A 17,400-nucleotide genomic window follows, 5' to 3' on the forward strand; every position below is an offset into this window, starting at 1 on the left:
CTATCCCGGGTCACTACGCTGGTCGCATGCCGGACATCTTCGCCGTGATCGCCGACGCCACCCGCCGAGACCTCCTCAAGGTGCTGCTCGACGCCTCGCTGTCGACCGACTCCGCCAATGCCGACATCAGCGTGGGCGAGATGGTCACCTCGCTCGGCGTCAGCCAGCCGACGGTCTCGAAGCATCTGCGGGTGCTGCGCGAGGCGGGTCTCGTGCGGGTCCGTGAAGAAGGGCAGCACCGCTACTACTCGCTCGAGCCGGGGCCGCTCGAGGTCGTCGAGGACTGGTTGATCCCGTTCGTCAGCGCGGACTCGTTGACCTCCGAGGTGCTGGCCAGCACGCCCTTCGCGGCCTGGGCCGGAGCCACCGTCCCCGCCCCGCTCCGGCGGGCGGCCGAGAACCTGCCCGATGCCGAGGACGTCGGGAGCACGCTGGGTCGCTACGCGGCCGGAGCCCAGCACCGCGCCTCCTCGGCCCTGCACGACGCGCAGAGCGCGCTCGGTGCCCTGGACGAGCGCGTCATCGACCCCGTCCGCAAGCGGTGGGGACGCACCGGACAGTAGCGACCCGGGCACCTTTACACCGAGTCACACGCGCCCCTAGAGTTGCCCCCAGGCACACGGGGAACACCCGTCTGCTCCACAGCCCCGCCCCGGGGCCCGAGTCGAGGCAGGGTCATGTCGCAGGATCTGTCGGATGTGCGGTTCCTCACGGTCGCCGAGGTGGCCGACATGATGCGCGTGTCGAAGATGACGGTCTACCGCATGGTCCACTCGGGCGAGCTGCCGGCGATCCGCTTCGGGCGGTCCTTCCGCGTGCCGGAATCGGCCGTCGCGGCCGTGTTGCGAATCGGCATCGCCGACGTCGGGTAGGCCCACTTCGACTTTCTCGGGCCGTCCTAGTAGACTGACCCGAGGCATTTTTCCGCGGTTCTGTTTCGGACCCGGTCGGTCCAATCCAGAAATCAGTGAGGTCCTCTATGGGTTCTGTCATCAAGAAGCGTCGCAAGCGCATGGCGAAGAAGAAGCACCGCAAGCTGCTTCGCAAGACTCGTCACCAGCGTCGCAACAAGAAGTAGTCGCTCGACACGAAGGCCTCCGCCGACCACCGGTCGCCGGGGGCCTTCGTCGTGCCCGGGCGCCAGCCGGCCCTCGCTACCCTTGGGGGCATGGCCGAACCGCGAATCACCCTCCTGACCAAGCCGGGCTGCCACCTGTGCGACGACGCCCGTTCCGCAGTGCACGGCGTGCTGGCCGAAGCCGAGTTCGTCGATGCCGGCATGGTCGTCGACGAGAAGAACATCCTCGACGACGCCGAACTCACCGCCGAGTATGCCGAAGAGATCCCGGTCGTCCTGATCGACGGTCGCGTGCACACCATCTGGCGAGTCGAGCCCGAGCGGCTCCGGACGGCGCTCCGCGCGGCTTTCGCATGACCAATTCCTCCAATATTTATTCTTCCAATTAATCGTTTCAGATGGCACGCTCTTCCTGAGTGCAGAGTTGCACAGATTGGAAGAGGACATGATCGGGAAGAACAGGGTGACCGCACCATCGATTGCTGTAGTGCTCATGCTCGTGACGATGTCGATTGCTGGAACAGGGAGTGGGGCATTCGCTGCTGACCAGCCCGACGACGCAGAGGCCGTCATGGCCGTTCAGAGCCAGGGGCACACGGTTTCTTTCGTGTCGGGCGAAACCCCGCGAGGGCCGTCGTCCTCGCCCCGAACGCGTCAAGGTCTGGGCAATGCGGAGGCAGGCGCGGACGGGCAGTACATTCGCGTACTCACTGAGCAGGAGCTAGTCGACTTTGGTTTCTCGGTCCTGATCGACGGGCGTCCGGCTCGTCTCGAACTCGACGAACGGGGAGGCGTGCGGATCTTGGACGACAACGGATCTGCCATCAACTCGCTCGCGCCACCCGTGGCCGTCGACGCGGACGGACGAGATCTTCGCTCGTCCTACGAGATAGCCGGCAACACTGTTCGGCAGCGCTTGGACGATGTTCCCGCGACGTTCCCCGTGACGATCATGGCGCGACTCGAGTGCAACTTTCAATTCTGTACCGTCATGTACAGCCGGAACGAGACGCGCCAGCTCACCAATTCAGGTCTTGTGACAGCACTCATCGCCGCAGCGTGTGGGCCTGTCGGATGGGCCTGCGGAATCGCGACGGCGGCGATGGTGCAGACTGCCAATTCGGCGGTAGCCCAGGGGCGGTGCGTGGGTATCAGGCGCACGTCGTTGCCAAGCCTGGTCACGTGGCCCGTCATCGAGAATTGCCGTCAATGAAACAGCGAGGAAGTGACCGTGTCGTTCCTCGTCGGTCAATGACGGTCAGCTATGCCCCTTCGACTCGTGGAGGGCTGTTGATCGCCATCGTCATGATGGCCGGCGGGCTTGAGTTGCACTTCACGGGCGTGCTGAGGCGGTTCGATCAAACGGTGGTGCTGCTGGTGTTCTTGGTGCTCATCGGCGGCTTGCCGCGAGTAGTCGCCAGTGGCAGCGGGTGGTGGCGGACGCGAGCAAAGGAAGTCCCGGCGGCGGTTGTCTACGGTCTGGGCCTTCTCGTGACGATCACAGCCGTCTCATTGACTGAATCGATGTCGTCGCCCGTGCCGGCCGTCGCGGCTCTGGTGGTGCTGGGTGTCCTGACCTTCGTCTCTTGTTCGAGGGCCGTCGCCGTCGGTCCTGTTCGCCGTACAAGTCAGGGCTGACTAAAAGTTGGCGGTCCGGTCTCATTCGAGACCGGACCGCCAATCAACCGATCCGTGGCGAGGAGCTACGGCTGGAGGCGCGTGGGGCCGCGGAAGAGGAAGGTCACCTCGCGCAGGTTGGCCTGGTGCAGCATGAGCATCAGCACGCGGGCGAGGCCCATGCCGAAGCCACCGTGCGACGGGGCGCCGTAGCGGAAGAAGTCGAGGTAGCTCGAGAGCTCTTCGGGCTTCATGCCCTTCTCGCGGATCTGCTGCTCGAGCACCTCGACGCGGTGCTCGCGCTGTGCGCCCGTGGTGATCTCGGTCCCGCGGTAGATCAGGTCGTAGCTCTTGGTGAGCTGCGGGTCGTCGTCATGACGCATGTGATAGAACGGGCGGATCGAGGCGTCGTAGTCCGTCAGGAACACGAAGTCGTGCCCGAACTCCTCCGCGACGTACTCGGCGATCCGGCGTTCGCCCTCGGGGTCCATGTCGGCGTCGGCGCGGGGCACCTCGTAGCCGCGCTCGGCCACGATGCGCTTGGCCTCGGCCAGGGGGATGCGCGGGAACGGCACGGCGGGCACCACGACGTCGACGTCGAAGAGCTCCTTGATCTCGGCGCCGTGCTTGTCGGCCACGGCCTGGAAGGCGAAGGTCAGCAGCTGCTCCTGCATCTGCATGACGTCCTCGTGGCTCTCGACGTAGCTGATCTCGGCGTCGACCCCCGTGAACTCGGTCGCGTGACGCGACGTGAACGACGGGTCGGCGCGGAACACCGGGGCGATCTCGAAGATCTTGCCGAAGCCGGCCGACTGGGCCATCTGCTTGAAGAACTGCGGGCTCTGCGCCAGGTAGGCGACACCGTCGAAGTAGTCGACCTTGAACAGCTCGGCGTTCGACTCGCTCGGTGTCGCCATGAGCTTCGGGGTGTGGATCTCGACGTAGTCACGCTCGATCCACCAGGTGCGCAGGGCGTGCTCGAAGGTCGTCTGCACGCGGAAGATCAGGGCGTTGCGCGGCACGCGCAGGTCGAGGAAGCGCCAGTCGAGGCGCTTGTCGATGCTGCTGTCGGCCGCGATCGGGGTCTCGGGGTCGGCCAGCGAGTCGACGACCAGTGTCTCGACCTTGACCTCGATGCCGCCGAGTTTCACGCGCTCGTCGTGCTTGAGTTCGCCCGTGACGGTGACGAAGCTGCCCTGCGACAGCGACGAGATGGCGTCGGCGACGTCGTCGGTCTCGCCCGCGGCCTCGAGCACGTCGGCGGCCGTGCGGGGGCGGACCAGCTGGAGGGCGCCGGTCTCGTCGCGGAGGACGACGAACTGCACCTTCTTCTGGTCGCGCACCGTCTCGACCCAGCCGGTCACGGTCACGGGTCCGTCGGGCAACGCGGACAGGTCTTTGATGAGGGTGCGTTCGATCACGAGGCCCGAGTTTACAGTCACCGCCTCTCGCGGCCCGCCGCACCGCTCGTCCGTGCCGCGGCGAGCTTGGTGCTTCCCGTGTGGGAGGTGTGCAGGCGGTCCCGACCTAGACTCGTCCGCATGCCCGCGCAGCAGATCCATCTCGTCCGGCACGGTGAGGTGCACAATCCCGAGCACGTGCTCTACGGCCGCCTCGACGGGTTCGGCCTGAGCGATCTCGGCCACCGGATGGCGGCTGCCTCGGCCGAGGCCTTCCACGAGCAGGGGGTTCCGGTCCGTGCCGTCTTCGCCTCACCGTTGCAGCGCACCCGCGAGAGTGCGGCGCCGTGGTCGTCGGCCTTCGGGCTCGAGACGCAGGTCGACGAGCGATTGATCGAACCGACCAACAAGTACCAGGGTCGGCGGAGCGACTTCAGCATCGCCAAGCAGCTCAAGGTGCCGGCCGAGTGGCCGTGGATCGTCAACCCCCTGAAGCCCAGCTGGGGCGAGGCCTACGTGAGCATCGCCGCCCGCATGCTCTCGGCGATCGACGAGGCCTGGTCGAGCGTCGACGACGGAGACGTCGTGCTCGTCAGCCACCAGCTGCCCATCTGGATGGTCCACCGCAGCGTCACCGGTGCCCGCCTGTTCCACGATCCGCGCCGCCGCCGCTGCACGCTCTCGAGCATCACCACGCTCGAGCGTCGCGAGGGGGGCTTCGTCGAGGTCGGCTACCAGGAACCCGCTGCACACTTGAACCAGTCCGCCGTCGACCTGGGAGCAGTGTGAGCCAGACCATCCGCCCGACCCGAGCCCGTCTCATGGCCCGCGGCCTCGCCCTGGCCGGCGTGGTCGCCCTCGTCGCCACGGGGTGCTCGACCGCCGACGACCTCGCGACGCAGTACGGCAACGGCACGACCGAGAACTACATCTCGGGCAACGGCACCGTCACCGAGATCGCGCCCGAGGACCGCACCGACCCGGTCGCGTTCACGGCCGAGACCGACGCCGGCGAGACCGTCTCGCGGTCCGACCACGACGGCGAGGTCGTCGTCCTCAACTTCTGGTACGCCGCGTGCCCGCCCTGCCGTCTCGAAGCCCCCGAGCTCGAGAAGCTCAACAAGTCGTACGCCGACAAGGGCGTCGAGTTCCTCGGCGTCAACGTGCGCGACCAGGCCGACACCTCCCTGGCATTCGCGCGGACCTTCGACGTCACCTATCCGTCGGTCGTCGACGCCAACGACGGGGCCGTCCAGCTCGCCCTCGCGGGCACGATCGCACCCAACGCCGTGCCGACCACGATCGTCCTCGACAAGCAGGGCCGCATCGCCGCGCGCATCCTGGGCGGTCTCGACGGGCCGAGCATCCTCGACACCCTGATCTCCGACACCCTCGCCGAGACGTCCTAGGTGTACCAGGGCAATCCCTTCTTCGACGCGGTCGTGGGCGGTCAGCTCGCCGTCGGCCTGCCGGTCGCCCTGCTGGCGGGGCTCATCTCGTTCCTGTCGCCCTGCGTGCTGCCGCTCGTGCCGGGGTACCTCGGTTACGTCGGCGGCCTGACCACCGGGGCGACCGAGGCAGGGGCCAAGCGGCGCGACCGCCGCCGGCTCGTGTTCGGCGTCGTCCTGTTCATCCTCGGCTTCTCGGTCGTCTTCGTCGGCACCTCGCTCGCCTTCGCCTCGGCCGGGTTCTGGCTGATCCAGTGGCGCGAGGTCGTCACGCGGGTCATGGGCGTCGTGGTGATCCTGCTCGGCCTCGTCTTCATCGGACAGTTCACGTTCCTGCAGCGCACCCTGAAGCCCGGGTTCCTCCCGAAGACGGGCCTCGCCGGAGCACCGCTGCTCGGCATCGTCTTCGGCATCGGGTGGACGCCGTGCATCGGCCCGACCCTGGCCGCCGTGCAGGTGCTCGCCCTGGGCTCGGGCTCGGCCTGGCAAGGTGTCCTGCTCGGGGCCTTCTACTGCATCGGCCTCGGGGTGCCTTTCCTGCTCGTCGCGCTCGGCTTCGGCTGGGCCTCACGGTCCATCTCGTTCGTCAAGCGGCACATCCGCGTCGTCAACATCGTCGGAGGGTCACTGCTCGTGCTCATCGGTCTGCTCATGGTCACGGGCCTCTGGTCCAGCCTCATGTCGCACGTCGGGGCGGTGATCGCGACCTATGGCACGATCGTCTGACCGCGACGGGGGCGACGCGACCCGCGCCTCCTCGGCCACCGCCGGCGCCGACACCGGGGTGACCGACGCCGGGCTGACCGACGCCGACGCGACCGACGTCGGCGGCGACCCGTTGCGCCCGAGCGACCACATCGACTCGGTGCGCCCGGGGCCTTCCGACGGTGCGGGCATCACGCAGCCCAAGCTCGGGCCCCTGGGCTACCTGCGTTTCTTCTGGCGGCAGCTGACCAGCATGAAGACGGCGCTCTTCCTGCTGATGCTGCTCGCCGTCGCGGCGATCCCCGGCTCGCTCGTGCCGCAGCGCACCTCCGACCCCAACGGCGTCGTCCAGTACCGCACCGACCACCCCGACCTGTTCCCCGTGCTCGACAAGCTCGGCGTCTTCGACACCTATTCGTCGCCCTGGTTCTCCGCCGTCTACCTGCTGCTCTTCATCTCGTTGATCGGCTGCATCATCCCGCGCACGCGGCACCACTTCGAGGCGCTGCGGGCCCGCCCGCCGAAGACCCCCGCGCGGCTGTCGCGCCTGGCCGGCTACCGGTCGATCACCCTCGAGACCGCAGGAGGCGCGGGTGACGACGCGATCACGGCCGCCCGTGCCGTCGACGCGGCCCGTGCCCAGCTGAAGCGCTCCGGCTACCGCACACAGGTCTTCGGCGACTCCGTCAGTGCCGAGCGCGGCTACCTGCGCGAGACCGGCAACCTGGTCTTCCACTCGGCACTCGTCGGAGTGCTGCTCACCGTCGGGGTCGGCGGCGGTTTCGGCTACTCGGGCCAGCGTGTGGTCGTCGAGGGGCAGACCTTCTCGAACGTGCTCGGCTCGTACGACTCCTTCAACCCGGGACGCTGGTTCGACGAGACGCAGCTCTCGCCGTTCTCGATCGCGCTCGACGAGTTCTCGACCGAGTACGCGCCCGACACGGCCGGCGGTGCCGGCATGGCCACCGACTTCACGGCCGACGTCACCGCCCAGGCGCGGGGCGGCGACGCCGAGAAGACGCAGATCAAGGTCAACTCGCCCCTGTCGATCGGCGGTTCGAACGTCTACCTGCTGGGCAACGGTTACGCGGTCGACGTGACGGTGCGCGACGGCGAGGGCAACGTCGCGTTCCGCGACACGGTGCCGTTCCTGCCGCAGGACACGAACCTGACCTCGCTCGGCGTCATCAAGGTGCCCGACGCCCTGCCCGACCAGCTCGGCATGATCGGGTTCTTCTACCCCACGGCGGCGGACAACGGCACGGGGGCCCTGACGTCCACCGACCCGGACACGACGAACCCCGTGCTCAGCCTGAACGTCTACTCGGGCGACCTCGGACTCGACGCGGGCGTGCCGACGTCGGTCTACACGCTCGACACCGACGGTCTGACCCCGTTGGCGGGCACCGACGACGACGCGCAGGAGAAGGCCGTCCAGCTGACCCCGGGCGAGACGGCGACGATCCCCGACGGTCTGGGCACGATCACCTTCGACGGCGTCAAACGGTTCGCCTCGTTCGACATCCACCACGACCCGTCACAGGTCTGGGTGCTGCTCTTCGCCGGGCTCTCGTTCGCCGGTCTGCTGACCGCGCTGTTCGTGCCGCGCCGCCGGGTCTGGGTCAAGGCGACCGAGACCGACGGGGGCGTCCGGCTCGAGTACGCCGGGCTCGCCCGCGGCGAGGACCCCACGCTCGGACGTGCCGTCGGCGACATCGCCAAGGCGCACCTCGGCGGTCTGGGCGTCCCGGCCGACGTGGCCCGCGAGGTGGCCGACGACCCGGCCCGTCACGACGTCGAGAAACCCGGCCCCGACGCGGGCGGACGCGGACGTAAGATCTGATGGTGACCGCCGACCTCGCCTACTATTCGCTCGTCGCCGTGTACTCGGCGATGGCCATCTACACGATCTCGTTCGTGGCCTTCGCCCTCGACCTGGCGAAGCGGTCCGGTGACGCCCAGCAGGCGGCGGCCCGTGCCGCCAAGGCCGAAGCCCTCGCGACGGCGTCCGTCTCTCGTTCGGCAGCGGGTGGCAGCACGGTCGTCCTCGACCGGCCGTCACGCGGTGCGGGCGGGGCGGCCTCCGCCTCCACCGGTGCGCCCGCCAAGGCGTCGAGCTTCGAGCGCGTCGCCATCGCGATGATGCTGCTCGGGTTCGTCGTGCACGTCGCCTCGGTCGTGCTGCGCGGCCTCGCCGCCGGTCGCGTGCCGTGGGCCAACATGTTCGAGTTCTCCCTCACCGGCACCGCGATCATCGTCGGCGTCTACCTGGCCGTGCAGCTGGTGGTCAACCTGCGGTTCCTCGGCGCGTACGTCATGGGCCTCAACCTGGTGCTGCTCGCGATCGGCACCGTCAACTACTACGTGGCGGTCTCGCCTCTGCCGCCGGCGCTCCAGTCGGCGTGGCTGGTGATCCACGTCTTCGTGGCCATCCTCGGCACCGCGTTCTTCGCCATCGCCGCCGGGCTCTCGGCCGCCCAGCTCGTGCAGACGAAGCGTGAGCAGTCCAAGCTCGCCGGTCTGCGTTTCCTCGACACCCTCCCGGGTGCCGAGCGCCTCGAAGACCTGGCCTACCGCATCGCCCTGGTCGGCTTCGTCCTCTGGACCTTCACCCTCATCGCCGGTGCCATCTGGGCCGAGCGGGCCTGGGGTCGCTACTGGGGCTGGGACACCAAAGAGGTCTGGACCTTCATCATCTGGGTGCTCTACGCCGGGTACATCCACGCGCGGGCGACGCGTGGGTGGCGTGGGGCCCGCTCGTCGTGGTTGTCGATCATCGGCTTCGCCGCCGTCATGTTCAACTTCTCGGTCGTCAACGTCTTCTTCAAGGGTCTGCACGCCTACTCGGGTCTCTGATCGACCGGCGCCTCGGCGTCGCCCGATGAGCCGCGTGAACCGACGTCAGTCGGCGAGCACCGCGTAGGAGGCGCGAAGCCGGTCCAGCCACATCCCCCGTCGGTCGTCGTCCACCGCGTGACGGCGGAGCAGGTCGACGTCGACGTCGACACGGCGCACGTCGACCTCCCCGTCGGCGGGTAGCAGGGGATCGCGCGTCACGTCGGCCCCGAGCAGGGCGGCCGTGCCGAGACCGCAGTCGTGGCGGAGGTCCGGCACGGCGGCGGCGAGGTGCGCGCCCATGCTGAGCCCGACCGACGTGTCGAGGGCGCTCGAGACGACGACGGGCAGCCCGGCCGCGGCGACGGTCCGGAGCGCGGCGGTGACGCCACCGAGCGGTTGAGCCTTGATCACGAGCAGGTCCGCGGCACCGGCCCGGGCGACGGCCAACGGGTCGTCGGCCTTCCGGACGCTCTCGTCGGCCGCGACGGGGACGCCCAGCCCCGAGACGCGGCGTCGCAGCTCGGCGAGCTCGGGCACCGTGGCGCACGGCTGTTCCGCGTATTCCAGGGCGTACGGTGCCAGGCCGACCAGCGCCTCCTCGGCCGACTCGACCGACCAGCCCCCGTTGGCGTCGACGCGGACGCGACCCTCGGGGCCGACCCACTCGCGGGCCGCGGCGACGCGGGCGATGTCGTCCGCGAGGGTCTGTCCGCGTTCGGCGACCTTGACCTTGACCGTCCGGCAGCCCCGGTAGCGGGCGAGCACGTCGGGCACCCGGTCGGCGGCGACCGCCGGCAGGGTGGCGTTGACCGCCACCCGTCGGACACCCACGTCGGGGAGTCGGCCCCAGCCGAAGTCGATCGTGGCCGCGAGCCAGGCTGCCGACTCGGCCGGCCCGTACTCGAGGAAGGGGCTGAACTCGGTCCAGCCCGACGGGCCTTCGACCAGCAGGGCCTCGCGCTCGTCGAGCCCGCGGAACCGCGTGCGGAGGGGGAGGCGGACGACGTGGGCACCCTCGACCAGTTCGGCCAGGGGAGGCAGCGGGGGAGTGGTGGACGGTGCGCGGTCGACGGTCGGCATCCGTTCAGTGTCGCACCGGCGACCCCGGTAAGGTCGTGCGTCATGGTCGACCGCGAACCCGTACCCGCCCGAGAACCGGAGTGGTCGGACGACGAGCTCCCCACCCGTGGGCGTGACGGCGGCGGCTCCGCCTCGTCGCAGTCGGACGGGCTCCAGGTCTTCGACGGCCCCGGTCACGACGTGGTCGACCGGCCTCCGCGCAGCCGACGGCTGGGCGTCGTCACGTTCGTCCTGGCGGTCGTGCTGCTCGCCCTGGACGGGCTGGCCCTGGGCCTCCTCGCCGCGGACGCCGTGAGCCCCGCCGCCGTCCTCGCCCTCGTCACCCTGCTGGCCTCGATCGTCGTCGGGGTCGTCGGGCTGATGGCCGTCGTCATGCGCCGCGGCCGCTGGTGGGGTGTGGCCGCGGTGGTCCTCAGTTCGCTGTCGAACCCGTTCGTGCTCGTCTGGCTGATCGGTCGGTTCGTCTCGACGGTCTGACCGCGGGCCACCGCGGTCGGGGCGACGTCGGACCCCGTCGGTAGGCTGGCGACATGGCTTCCGAGGTGTCCGACCTATTCGATCCGACCGAGTGGCGCAGCGTCGAGGGCTTCGACGCCCTGACCGACGTCACCTACCACCACAGCGTCGACGGCCGCGTGGCCCGCGTGGCCTTCGACCGTCCCGAGGTGCGCAACGCGTTCCGGCCGCACACGGTCGACGAGCTCTACCGGGTGCTCGACGACGCCCGCATGAACAGCCGCATCGGGGTCGTCCTGCTCACCGGCAACGGTCCCAGCGCGAAGGACGGCGGCTGGGCGTTCTGCAGCGGCGGGGACCAGCGCATCCGTGGTCGTGACGGCTACAAGGCCGAGGGTGACCAGGCGAACGTGCCCGACCCGGCGTCGGCCGGTCGACTGCACATCCTCGAGGTGCAGCGTCTGATCCGGTTCATGCCCAAGGTCGTCATCGCCGTGGTGCCCGGGTGGGCGGCGGGTGGCGGCCACTCGCTGCACGTCGTCTGCGACCTGACGATCGCCAGTCGCGAGCACGGCAGGTTCAAGCAGACCGACGCCGACGTGGGCTCGTTCGACGCGGGGTACGGCAGCGCCTACTTCGCCAAGCAGATCGGGCAGAAGTTCGCACGCGAGGTGTTCTTCCTCGCCGAAGAGTACAGCGCCGATCGCGCCTACCAGATGGGGGCCGTGAACCGCGTCGTGCCGCACGCCGACCTCGAACGCGAGGCGCTCGAGATGGCCCGGACCATCCTGACGAAGTCCCCGACCGCCATCCGCATGCTCAAGTTCGCCTTCAACGCGACCGACGACGGCATCGTCGGTCAGCAGGTCTTCGCGGGCGAGGCGACCCGTCTGGCCTACGGCACCGACGAGGCCGTCGAGGGGCGCGACTCGTTCCTCGAGAAGCGTGCGCCCGACTGGTCGCCCTTCCCCTGGCAGTACTGATGTCCGCGTCCGCGGTGGCGAGCCCGTCAGGGCCGGGCGACCGTTCGCGTCGCCTCCGACGGTCCTTTCAGAGGTGCGGCGCGTGACCCGCCCCCTGCTCCCCGTCGACGCGCGTGACCCCGGTGCCGTGCTCGACGCGCTCCGGGTCGCGCTCGAAGGTGGTCCCGCCGTAGCGCCCCGGACCGACGACCGAGTGCCCGTGGACCTGCCCGGGGTCGTGCCGCAGGCGGTGTCGCTGGTCGTCGAGACCAGCGGCTCGAGCGGACGCCCCAAGCGCGTGGCGCTGTCCTCCGACGCCGTGCTCGCCGGTGCCGCCGCGGCCGACGGCGCCCTGGCCGGGCCGGGGCAGTGGGTGCTCGCCCTGCCGGCGCACTACGTCGCGGGCCTGAACGTGCTGGTCCGTTCGCTCGCCGCCGGGACCGAGCCGGCCCTGCTCGCGCCGGGGCACTTCGACATCGGTGCCTTCGTCGCCGCCGCCGAGCGGCTCGATCACGCCGTGCGGTACTCGTCCCTCGTGCCGGCCCAACTCTCGACGGCGCTCGACGCCGCCGAGGCCGATCGTGCCGTGGCGGACGTGCTGCGCCGCTTCGACGCCCTGCTGGTGGGTGGCCAGGCGACCCCCGCAGCCCTCGTGGAGCGGGCTCGCCGGCTGGGCGTCACCGTCGTGCGCACCTACGGGTCGAGCGAGACCAGCGGCGGGTGCGTGTACGACGGCGTGCCCGTGGGCCGCACCCGTGTCGAGGTCGTCGACGGCCAGGTCGAGCTGAGCGGGCCGTCGCTGGCCGAGGGGTACCTCGACGATCCCGAGCGCACGGCCGCGGCCTTCGTCACGCGCGACGGCCTGCGGTGGTATCGCACGGGCGACGCGGGCACGGTGTCGCCCGACGGGGTGCTGACCGTCAGCGGCCGGCTCGACGACGTGATCGTCTCGGGCGGTGAGAAGGTCTCGCTCGGCGTCGTCGAGCGGGTCGTGCGCGAGCAGCCGGGGCTCGCCGACGCCGTGGTCGTCCGCGCGGCGCACGCCCGGTGGGGCGAGGTGCCCGTCGTGGTCGCCGACGCCGCGCCTCCCGTGCTGACTGCGGCCGACGACCCGGCGGACGACGACCCGGCAGCCGACGACCTCGCGGCCTTGCGGTCCGCGGTGGCGGCCGTCGCCGGTCGTGCCGCGGCACCCGACCGCATCGTCCGGGTCGACACGGTGCCCCTGCTCGTGAGCGGCAAGCCGGACCGGGTGGCCCTGACCCGCCTGGTCGCCGATCTCGCGGCAAGCTGATAGCCGGCTGCGAACTAGACTCGACCCCGTGGCGAAGACGAAGACCCCGACCCCCAAGCGCAGCGGCCGCCCCGGTGGCCGACCCGGCGGGCGGCCCGGCAAGCAGCCGGCCCGTCGAGTGACCGCCGGCGACTGGATCGGCGGTGCGCGCCTGCGCACCCTGCCGCTGGGCATCGCCCCGGTCGCCCTCGGCACCGGCGTCGCTCGGGCGAACGGCGGCTGGGACCTCACCCTGGCGCTGCTCTGCCTCGCCGTCGCGGTGTTCCTGCAGGTCGGCGTCAACTACTCGAACGACTACTCGGACGGCATCCGCGGCACCGACGACTTCCGGGTCGGGCCCTCACGCCTGACCGGTTCGGGCAGCGTCCGCCCGAAGACCGTGCTGAAGGTGGCGCTCGCGTTCTTCGCCCTCGCGGCCGTCGCCGGTGTCGTCGTCGTCGTCATCACCCAGATCTGGTGGCTGCTCGCCGTCGGTGCCGCCGCGGTCGTCGCCGCGTGGTTCTACACGGGCGGCAAACGTCCCTACGGCTACAACGCCCTGGGTGAGCTCTTCGTCTTCGTGTTCTTCGGGCTCGTCGCGACCGTGGGCACGACGTTCGTGCAGCTGCGAGAGTTCCCGTTCGACGCCTGGGTGGCCGGGGTCGCCGCCGGGCTGTTCGCCTGCGCGGTCCTGATGATCAACAACGTGCGCGACATCCCGCAAGACACCGCCGCCGGCAAGCGCACCCTCGCGGTCGTCGTCGGCGACCCGGTGGCCCGGGCGCTCTACGCGCTCTTCCTGCTGCTGCCGTTCTTCATCCTCGTGTATTTCGCCTTCCTGTACCTGCACGCGCCCTACGTCTACTTCACGCTCGTCGTCGCGGTGCCCGCCGCGGTCATCGGCGTCACGGGCAAGACCCCGCGCGAGCTCATCCTCGCCCTGCAGCTGTCGTCGTTGACGGCACTGGTCTGGGCCCTGGCCCTGTCGGCCGCCCTCTTCTTCTAGGGGTCTGCTCTTCCAGGATCTGCCCCGGGCGTTCGGCCCGAGAGGATCAGGCCTCACCGTCGATGCGGCGCGCGCGATCGCCGTCGCCCGCGTCCTCGGCGATCGCCTCGTCCTCGGCGACCGAGTCGTCGTCGAGCTTCGCCGGGCGCGACCGGCGGTCGGCGAGGTCGAGGGCGACCTTGCGGCGCAGGGGTGCGAAGAACAGGTACGAGACGCAGAACCCGACGACCGCCGCGATCAGCGTGGCCCAGAAGGGGTCGAACCTCAGCACCAGCAGGAGGCCCAGCACGACGGCGAACAGGCCGAGGCGGACGATCGAGTACTTGAGCCAGGGTTTCACGACGAGGAGTCTACGGTCCGCGAGGTGTGCGCCCGCCGCGCGGCGGGTGGCCCGCGCGGGCACGGACCGCCGGCCGAGGAGGCGCGGTGCAGCACCCCGGGAGCCGTACGTCACAGCTCCGCAACGGCCGACCGACCATCAGGCGTTGCACCGGATCGAGAACTAGGCTCGGTCCATGGTCAGGCTCTTCATCGTGGGCATCGTCGCCGCGGCGGCATTCGTCATCTTCGCGCTCATCGACTGCCTGTTCGCCGACGCCTCACGGTTCCGGGCACTCAACAAGCCGCTCTGGGCCGTCATCATCGTCCTCCTCCCCGTCATCGGGGCCGTGCTGTGGTTCGTGCTCGGGCGGGCGCGCAAGAGCGGCCGCCCCGCCACGACGCGCACCGTGGCACCCGACGACGACCCCGAGTTCTCCGGGACGTCCTGGCGCACCACGAGCGACCTCGACCGCGAGACGACCGACGAGCGCATCCGTCGACTCGAACAAGAGCTGCTCGACCTCGACAACGACGACAAGACCGGCAAGCAGTAAGTGACCAGCCCGTCGACCGAGTACGCCCTGTCGCTGCTCGCGTCCCTCGCCGATGCCGGGGTCCGTGACGTGGTGCTCAGCCCCGGCTCCCGCAGCCAGGCCCTGGCCCTCGCCGCCGCCGAGTTCGAGACGGCCGGTCGGCTGACGGTCCACGTCCGCATCGACGAGCGCTCGGGTGGGTTCCTCGCACTCGGCCTCGCCGCCGAGACGGGCGTCCCGAGCGTCGTGATCACCACGTCGGGCACCGCCGTGGCGAATCTCCACCCTGCCGTGCTCGAGGCACACCACTCGGGTGTGCCGCTGATCGTGCTGAGCGCCGACCGTCCCCTCGAGATGCGCGGGATCGGCGCGAACCAGACCACGGTGCAACCGGGTCTCTTCGCGAGCGCCGTCGGCTGGGTGCGCGACGTCGAGGCACCGCGCTCCGGTCCGATCGACCACGAAGCCGTCCGCACCCTCGCCCGAGAGGCCGTCGCCGAGGCCCTCGGCGGCGACTCCCACGGCGCCCTCGGGCGGTCACGCGGCCCGGTCCAGCTGAACGTCGCGTTCCGCGAGCCCCTGTCGTCCGGCGAGCAGTCGTTGCCCGCCGCCCGCCCCGAGCCGATCGAGCTCGCGCCCACCGCGGCACCGACCGCCCTCGAGGTCGACACCGACCCCGCGACCCTGGTCGTCGCCGGTCACGCCGCCGGGCCCGAGGCCGAGGCCGTCGCCAGGGCACTGGGCGCCCCGCTCGTGGCCGAGGTCTCGAGCGGGGCGCGCTTCGGGCCGCACCTGGTCTCGTCGTACCGTGCCCTGCTCGACGACGCCGACTTCGGCGGTCGCGTCCGTCGGGTGGTGGTCTTCGGACACCCCACCCTCAGCCGTCAGATCCCCTCGCTGCTCACCCGCGACGGGGTCGAGGTCGTCGTCGTCCGTGCGGCGGGGGCCGAGGCCTACGACCCGAGTCGCTCGGCCCGCGTGGTCGAGGCCGTCGAGGTGACCCGCGCCTCCTCGGGGTCCGGTCCGACCGACGACGCCGTCCACCGTGCGTGGGTGGGGCGCTGGGTCCACACCGGTCGTCGGCTGCTCGAGGCCGAGGCCGAGGCCGCCCGGCAGGACCCCGACCAGACCGACGCCACCACGGTCGAGGGAGCGTCCGATCGGAGCGAAGCGGCCGAGCAGGCCGAGTTCCTGCGTCGCGAGGTCCAGCTGCTGCGGCGGCCGGTCACGCGTCGAGCCCTGGCCGAGGCCCTCTGGCGCGTCAGTTGGCCGCACGACCGACTCGTGCTGGGGGCGTCGAGGTTGATCCGCGAGCTCGACCAGGTCGTGCCGGGCAAGAAGATCCCTGTGCACGCCAACCGGGGGCTCGCGGGCATCGACGGCACGATCGCGACCGCCACGGGCATCGCTCTCGCCAGCCAGCGCGACGACCCCGCAGCCGGCACCACCCGGGTGCTCGTCGGCGACCTGACCTTGTTGCACGACGTCGGCTCGATGCTCCTCGGCCTCGGTGAGACCAGGCCCCGGCTGCAGGTGGTCGTCGGCAACGACGGGGGCGGCACGATCTTCGACGGGCTCGAGGTCGCGGCCACGGCGTCACCCGAGGCGATGACCCGTGTGCAGTTCACCCCGCACGAGGTCGACCTCGCGGCTCTCGCCCTCGCCTACGGCTGGCGGCACGTCGAGGCGGCCACGCGGGCAGAGCTCGACCAGGCTCTCGTCGCCCGGTACGACGGCCCGGTGGTGATCGAGGTCCCCCTCTCTCGCTGACCGTCCACCCCACGACGGGGCGGATCGGGTCGCTCGGCCGTAGGGTCGGGGGCATGGCCAAGACGTGGACGACCCCTCCCTCCCAGTCCCTCCGAGCCGGTGAGGGCTTCGTGCTCGCCGACGTCGACACCTCGTCCACCCCGGGTTTCGCGGGTGACAAGGCGTATGCGCAGCAGGCGCTCGAGTCGGGCCGCGAGACCCTGGGCGAGCTGCAGGAGAAGCTCTTCGCACAGAGCCGCAGCGGGGGCAGCACCGGCAACGTGCTGCTCGTCCTGCAGGCGATGGACACGGCGGGCAAGGGCGGCATCGTCCGACACGTCGTCGGGGCCGTCGACCCCCAGGGCGTCGCCCACCACGCGTTCAAGGCACCGACCCCCGACGAGCTCGCGCACGACTTCCTCTGGCGGGTGCGGCGCGAGCTGCCCGGCCCCGGCATGATCGGGGTGTTCGACCGGTCGCACTACGAGGACGTGCTGATCGGCAAGGTCCGTCGCCTGGCCCCGCCCGAAGACGTCGAGCAGCGGTACGCCGACATCGTCGCGTTCGAGGACGAGCTCGTCGCGAACGGCACCACCCTGGTCAAGGTGATGCTGCACATCTCGTCCGACGAGCAGAAGGAACGCCTCGCCGACCGGCTCGACCGACCCGACAAGCACTGGAAGTACAACCCCGGCGACCTGGAAGAGCGTCTCGTCTGGAGCGACTACCAGGACGCCTACGAGACGGCGATCCGTCGCACCTCGACCGAGACCGCCCCGTGGTTCGTCGTCCCGGCCGACCGCAAGTGGTACGCCCGGATCGCCGTGCAGAAGCTGCTGACCGACGCCCTCGCGTCGCGCGGGCTCGACTGGCCCGTCGCGCAGTTCGACGTCGAGCTCGAGAAGACCAAGCTCGCCACCTCGTAGCCGGCGCA

21 protein-coding genes are annotated in these 17,400 nt (G+C 70.4%); 18 read left to right on the forward strand and 3 right to left on the reverse strand.

Features of this window, described 5'->3' with window-relative positions; genetic code table 11:
- Nucleotides 1-26: 26 nt before the first annotated feature.
- From IFT88_RS06055 to IFT88_RS06080, 6 genes are all read left to right on the forward strand, one after another.
- Nucleotides 27-563 (forward strand): ArsR/SmtB family transcription factor, encoded by a 537-nt coding sequence (locus tag IFT88_RS06055; RefSeq protein ID WP_192119549.1) that lies wholly within the window; start codon nt 27-29, stop codon nt 561-563.
- 114 nt (nt 564-677) lie between these two features.
- Nucleotides 678-872: a helix-turn-helix domain-containing protein gene (locus tag IFT88_RS06060; RefSeq protein ID WP_043593002.1), complete on the forward strand. Its 195-nt coding sequence runs from the start codon at nt 678-680 to the stop codon at nt 870-872.
- A gap of 107 nt (nt 873-979) precedes the next feature.
- Nucleotides 980-1,078: a 30S ribosomal protein bS22 gene (locus tag IFT88_RS06065; RefSeq protein ID WP_003792170.1), complete on the forward strand. Its 99-nt coding sequence runs from the start codon at nt 980-982 to the stop codon at nt 1,076-1,078.
- Between the two features lie 90 nt (nt 1,079-1,168).
- Nucleotides 1,169-1,435: a glutaredoxin family protein gene (locus tag IFT88_RS06070; RefSeq protein ID WP_192119551.1), complete on the forward strand. Its 267-nt coding sequence runs from the start codon at nt 1,169-1,171 to the stop codon at nt 1,433-1,435.
- An 88-nt stretch (nt 1,436-1,523) separates the two neighbouring features.
- Nucleotides 1,524-2,291 (forward strand): hypothetical protein, encoded by a 768-nt coding sequence (locus IFT88_RS06075; protein ID WP_192119553.1) that lies wholly within the window; start codon nt 1,524-1,526, stop codon nt 2,289-2,291.
- Nucleotides 2,292-2,368: 77 nt separating this feature from the next.
- A complete protein-coding gene (locus IFT88_RS06080) occupies nt 2,369-2,716 on the forward strand; it encodes a hypothetical protein (RefSeq protein ID WP_192119555.1) in 348 nt (115 codons plus the stop codon).
- 65 nt (nt 2,717-2,781) lie between these two features.
- Here the strand turns inward: IFT88_RS06080 and aspS are convergent, their stop codons facing one another.
- Nucleotides 2,782-4,116 carry an aspartate--tRNA(Asn) ligase gene (aspS, locus tag IFT88_RS06085; RefSeq protein WP_342212081.1) on the reverse strand — a complete coding sequence of 445 codons (1,335 nt, stop codon included), beginning with the start codon at nt 4,114-4,116 and terminating at the stop codon, nt 2,782-2,784.
- Nucleotides 4,117-4,236: 120 nt separating this feature from the next.
- Here aspS and IFT88_RS06090 point away from each other — a divergent pair, with 120 nt between their 5' ends.
- From IFT88_RS06090 to ccsB, 5 genes are read left to right on the forward strand one after another with little or no spacing between them, the layout of a single operon-like run.
- Nucleotides 4,237-4,884: a histidine phosphatase family protein gene (locus IFT88_RS06090; protein WP_043592993.1), complete on the forward strand. Its 648-nt coding sequence runs from the start codon at nt 4,237-4,239 to the stop codon at nt 4,882-4,884.
- Nucleotides 4,881-5,504: a TlpA family protein disulfide reductase gene (locus tag IFT88_RS06095; protein WP_231567023.1), complete on the forward strand. Its 624-nt coding sequence runs from the start codon at nt 4,881-4,883 to the stop codon at nt 5,502-5,504. The genes IFT88_RS06090 and IFT88_RS06095 overlap by 4 nt, the downstream gene beginning before the upstream one ends.
- Nucleotides 5,505-6,269 carry a cytochrome c biogenesis CcdA family protein gene (locus tag IFT88_RS06100; protein WP_043592991.1) on the forward strand — a complete coding sequence of 255 codons (765 nt, stop codon included), beginning with the start codon at nt 5,505-5,507 and terminating at the stop codon, nt 6,267-6,269.
- On the forward strand, nt 6,253-8,091 hold the full coding sequence (resB, locus tag IFT88_RS06105) for a cytochrome c biogenesis protein ResB (RefSeq protein ID WP_192119560.1): 1,839 nt from the start codon (nt 6,253-6,255) through the stop codon (nt 8,089-8,091). Before IFT88_RS06100 ends, resB begins: the two co-directional genes overlap by 17 nt.
- A complete protein-coding gene (gene ccsB, locus IFT88_RS06110; RefSeq protein WP_043592990.1) occupies nt 8,091-9,104 on the forward strand; it encodes a c-type cytochrome biogenesis protein CcsB in 1,014 nt (337 codons plus the stop codon). Before resB ends, ccsB begins: the two co-directional genes overlap by 1 nt.
- 45 nt (nt 9,105-9,149) lie before the next feature.
- Here ccsB and IFT88_RS06115 read toward each other — a convergent pair whose 3' ends face one another.
- Complete coding sequence (locus IFT88_RS06115) at nt 9,150-10,166, reverse strand: o-succinylbenzoate synthase (protein ID WP_192119562.1); 1,017 nt, start codon at nt 10,164-10,166, stop codon at nt 9,150-9,152.
- 42 nt (nt 10,167-10,208) lie between these two features.
- Here IFT88_RS06115 and IFT88_RS06120 point away from each other — a divergent pair, with 42 nt between their 5' ends.
- The 4 genes from IFT88_RS06120 (at nt 10,209) to IFT88_RS06135 (ending at nt 13,863) form a co-directional block, all read left to right on the forward strand.
- Nucleotides 10,209-10,643 carry a hypothetical protein gene (locus tag IFT88_RS06120; RefSeq protein ID WP_192119563.1) on the forward strand — a complete coding sequence of 145 codons (435 nt, stop codon included), beginning with the start codon at nt 10,209-10,211 and terminating at the stop codon, nt 10,641-10,643.
- Between the two features lie 53 nt (nt 10,644-10,696).
- Complete coding sequence (locus tag IFT88_RS06125) at nt 10,697-11,605, forward strand: 1,4-dihydroxy-2-naphthoyl-CoA synthase (RefSeq protein ID WP_043592984.1); 909 nt, start codon at nt 10,697-10,699, stop codon at nt 11,603-11,605.
- An 82-nt stretch (nt 11,606-11,687) separates the two neighbouring features.
- Nucleotides 11,688-12,878, forward strand: coding sequence for an AMP-binding protein (locus IFT88_RS06130; RefSeq protein WP_192119565.1), 1,191 nt, complete (start codon nt 11,688-11,690; stop codon nt 12,876-12,878).
- A gap of 28 nt (nt 12,879-12,906) precedes the next feature.
- Nucleotides 12,907-13,863: a 1,4-dihydroxy-2-naphthoate polyprenyltransferase gene (locus tag IFT88_RS06135; RefSeq protein ID WP_137847617.1), complete on the forward strand. Its 957-nt coding sequence runs from the start codon at nt 12,907-12,909 to the stop codon at nt 13,861-13,863.
- 46 nt (nt 13,864-13,909) lie between these two features.
- Here the strand turns inward: IFT88_RS06135 and IFT88_RS06140 are convergent, their stop codons facing one another.
- A complete protein-coding gene (locus IFT88_RS06140) occupies nt 13,910-14,203 on the reverse strand; it encodes a DUF4229 domain-containing protein (protein ID WP_192119567.1) in 294 nt (97 codons plus the stop codon).
- Between the two features lie 175 nt (nt 14,204-14,378).
- Between IFT88_RS06140 and IFT88_RS06145 the strand changes: the two genes are divergently transcribed.
- The 3 genes from IFT88_RS06145 to IFT88_RS06155 are packed head-to-tail and all read left to right on the forward strand — an operon-like array spanning nt 14,379 to nt 17,392.
- Nucleotides 14,379-14,738 carry a PLD nuclease N-terminal domain-containing protein gene (locus IFT88_RS06145; protein WP_043592976.1) on the forward strand — a complete coding sequence of 120 codons (360 nt, stop codon included), beginning with the start codon at nt 14,379-14,381 and terminating at the stop codon, nt 14,736-14,738.
- A complete protein-coding gene (gene menD / locus IFT88_RS06150) occupies nt 14,739-16,487 on the forward strand; it encodes a 2-succinyl-5-enolpyruvyl-6-hydroxy-3-cyclohexene-1-carboxylic-acid synthase (RefSeq protein ID WP_192119569.1) in 1,749 nt (582 codons plus the stop codon).
- Nucleotides 16,488-16,540: 53 nt separating this feature from the next.
- Nucleotides 16,541-17,392 (forward strand): PPK2 family polyphosphate kinase, encoded by an 852-nt coding sequence (locus IFT88_RS06155; protein ID WP_192119571.1) that lies wholly within the window; start codon nt 16,541-16,543, stop codon nt 17,390-17,392.
- The last annotated feature ends 8 nt before the right edge of the window (nt 17,393-17,400 follow it).

This window comes from Frigoribacterium sp. CFBP 8751, assembly GCF_014841545.1.
Classification (GTDB): domain Bacteria; phylum Actinomycetota; class Actinomycetes; order Actinomycetales; family Microbacteriaceae; genus Frigoribacterium.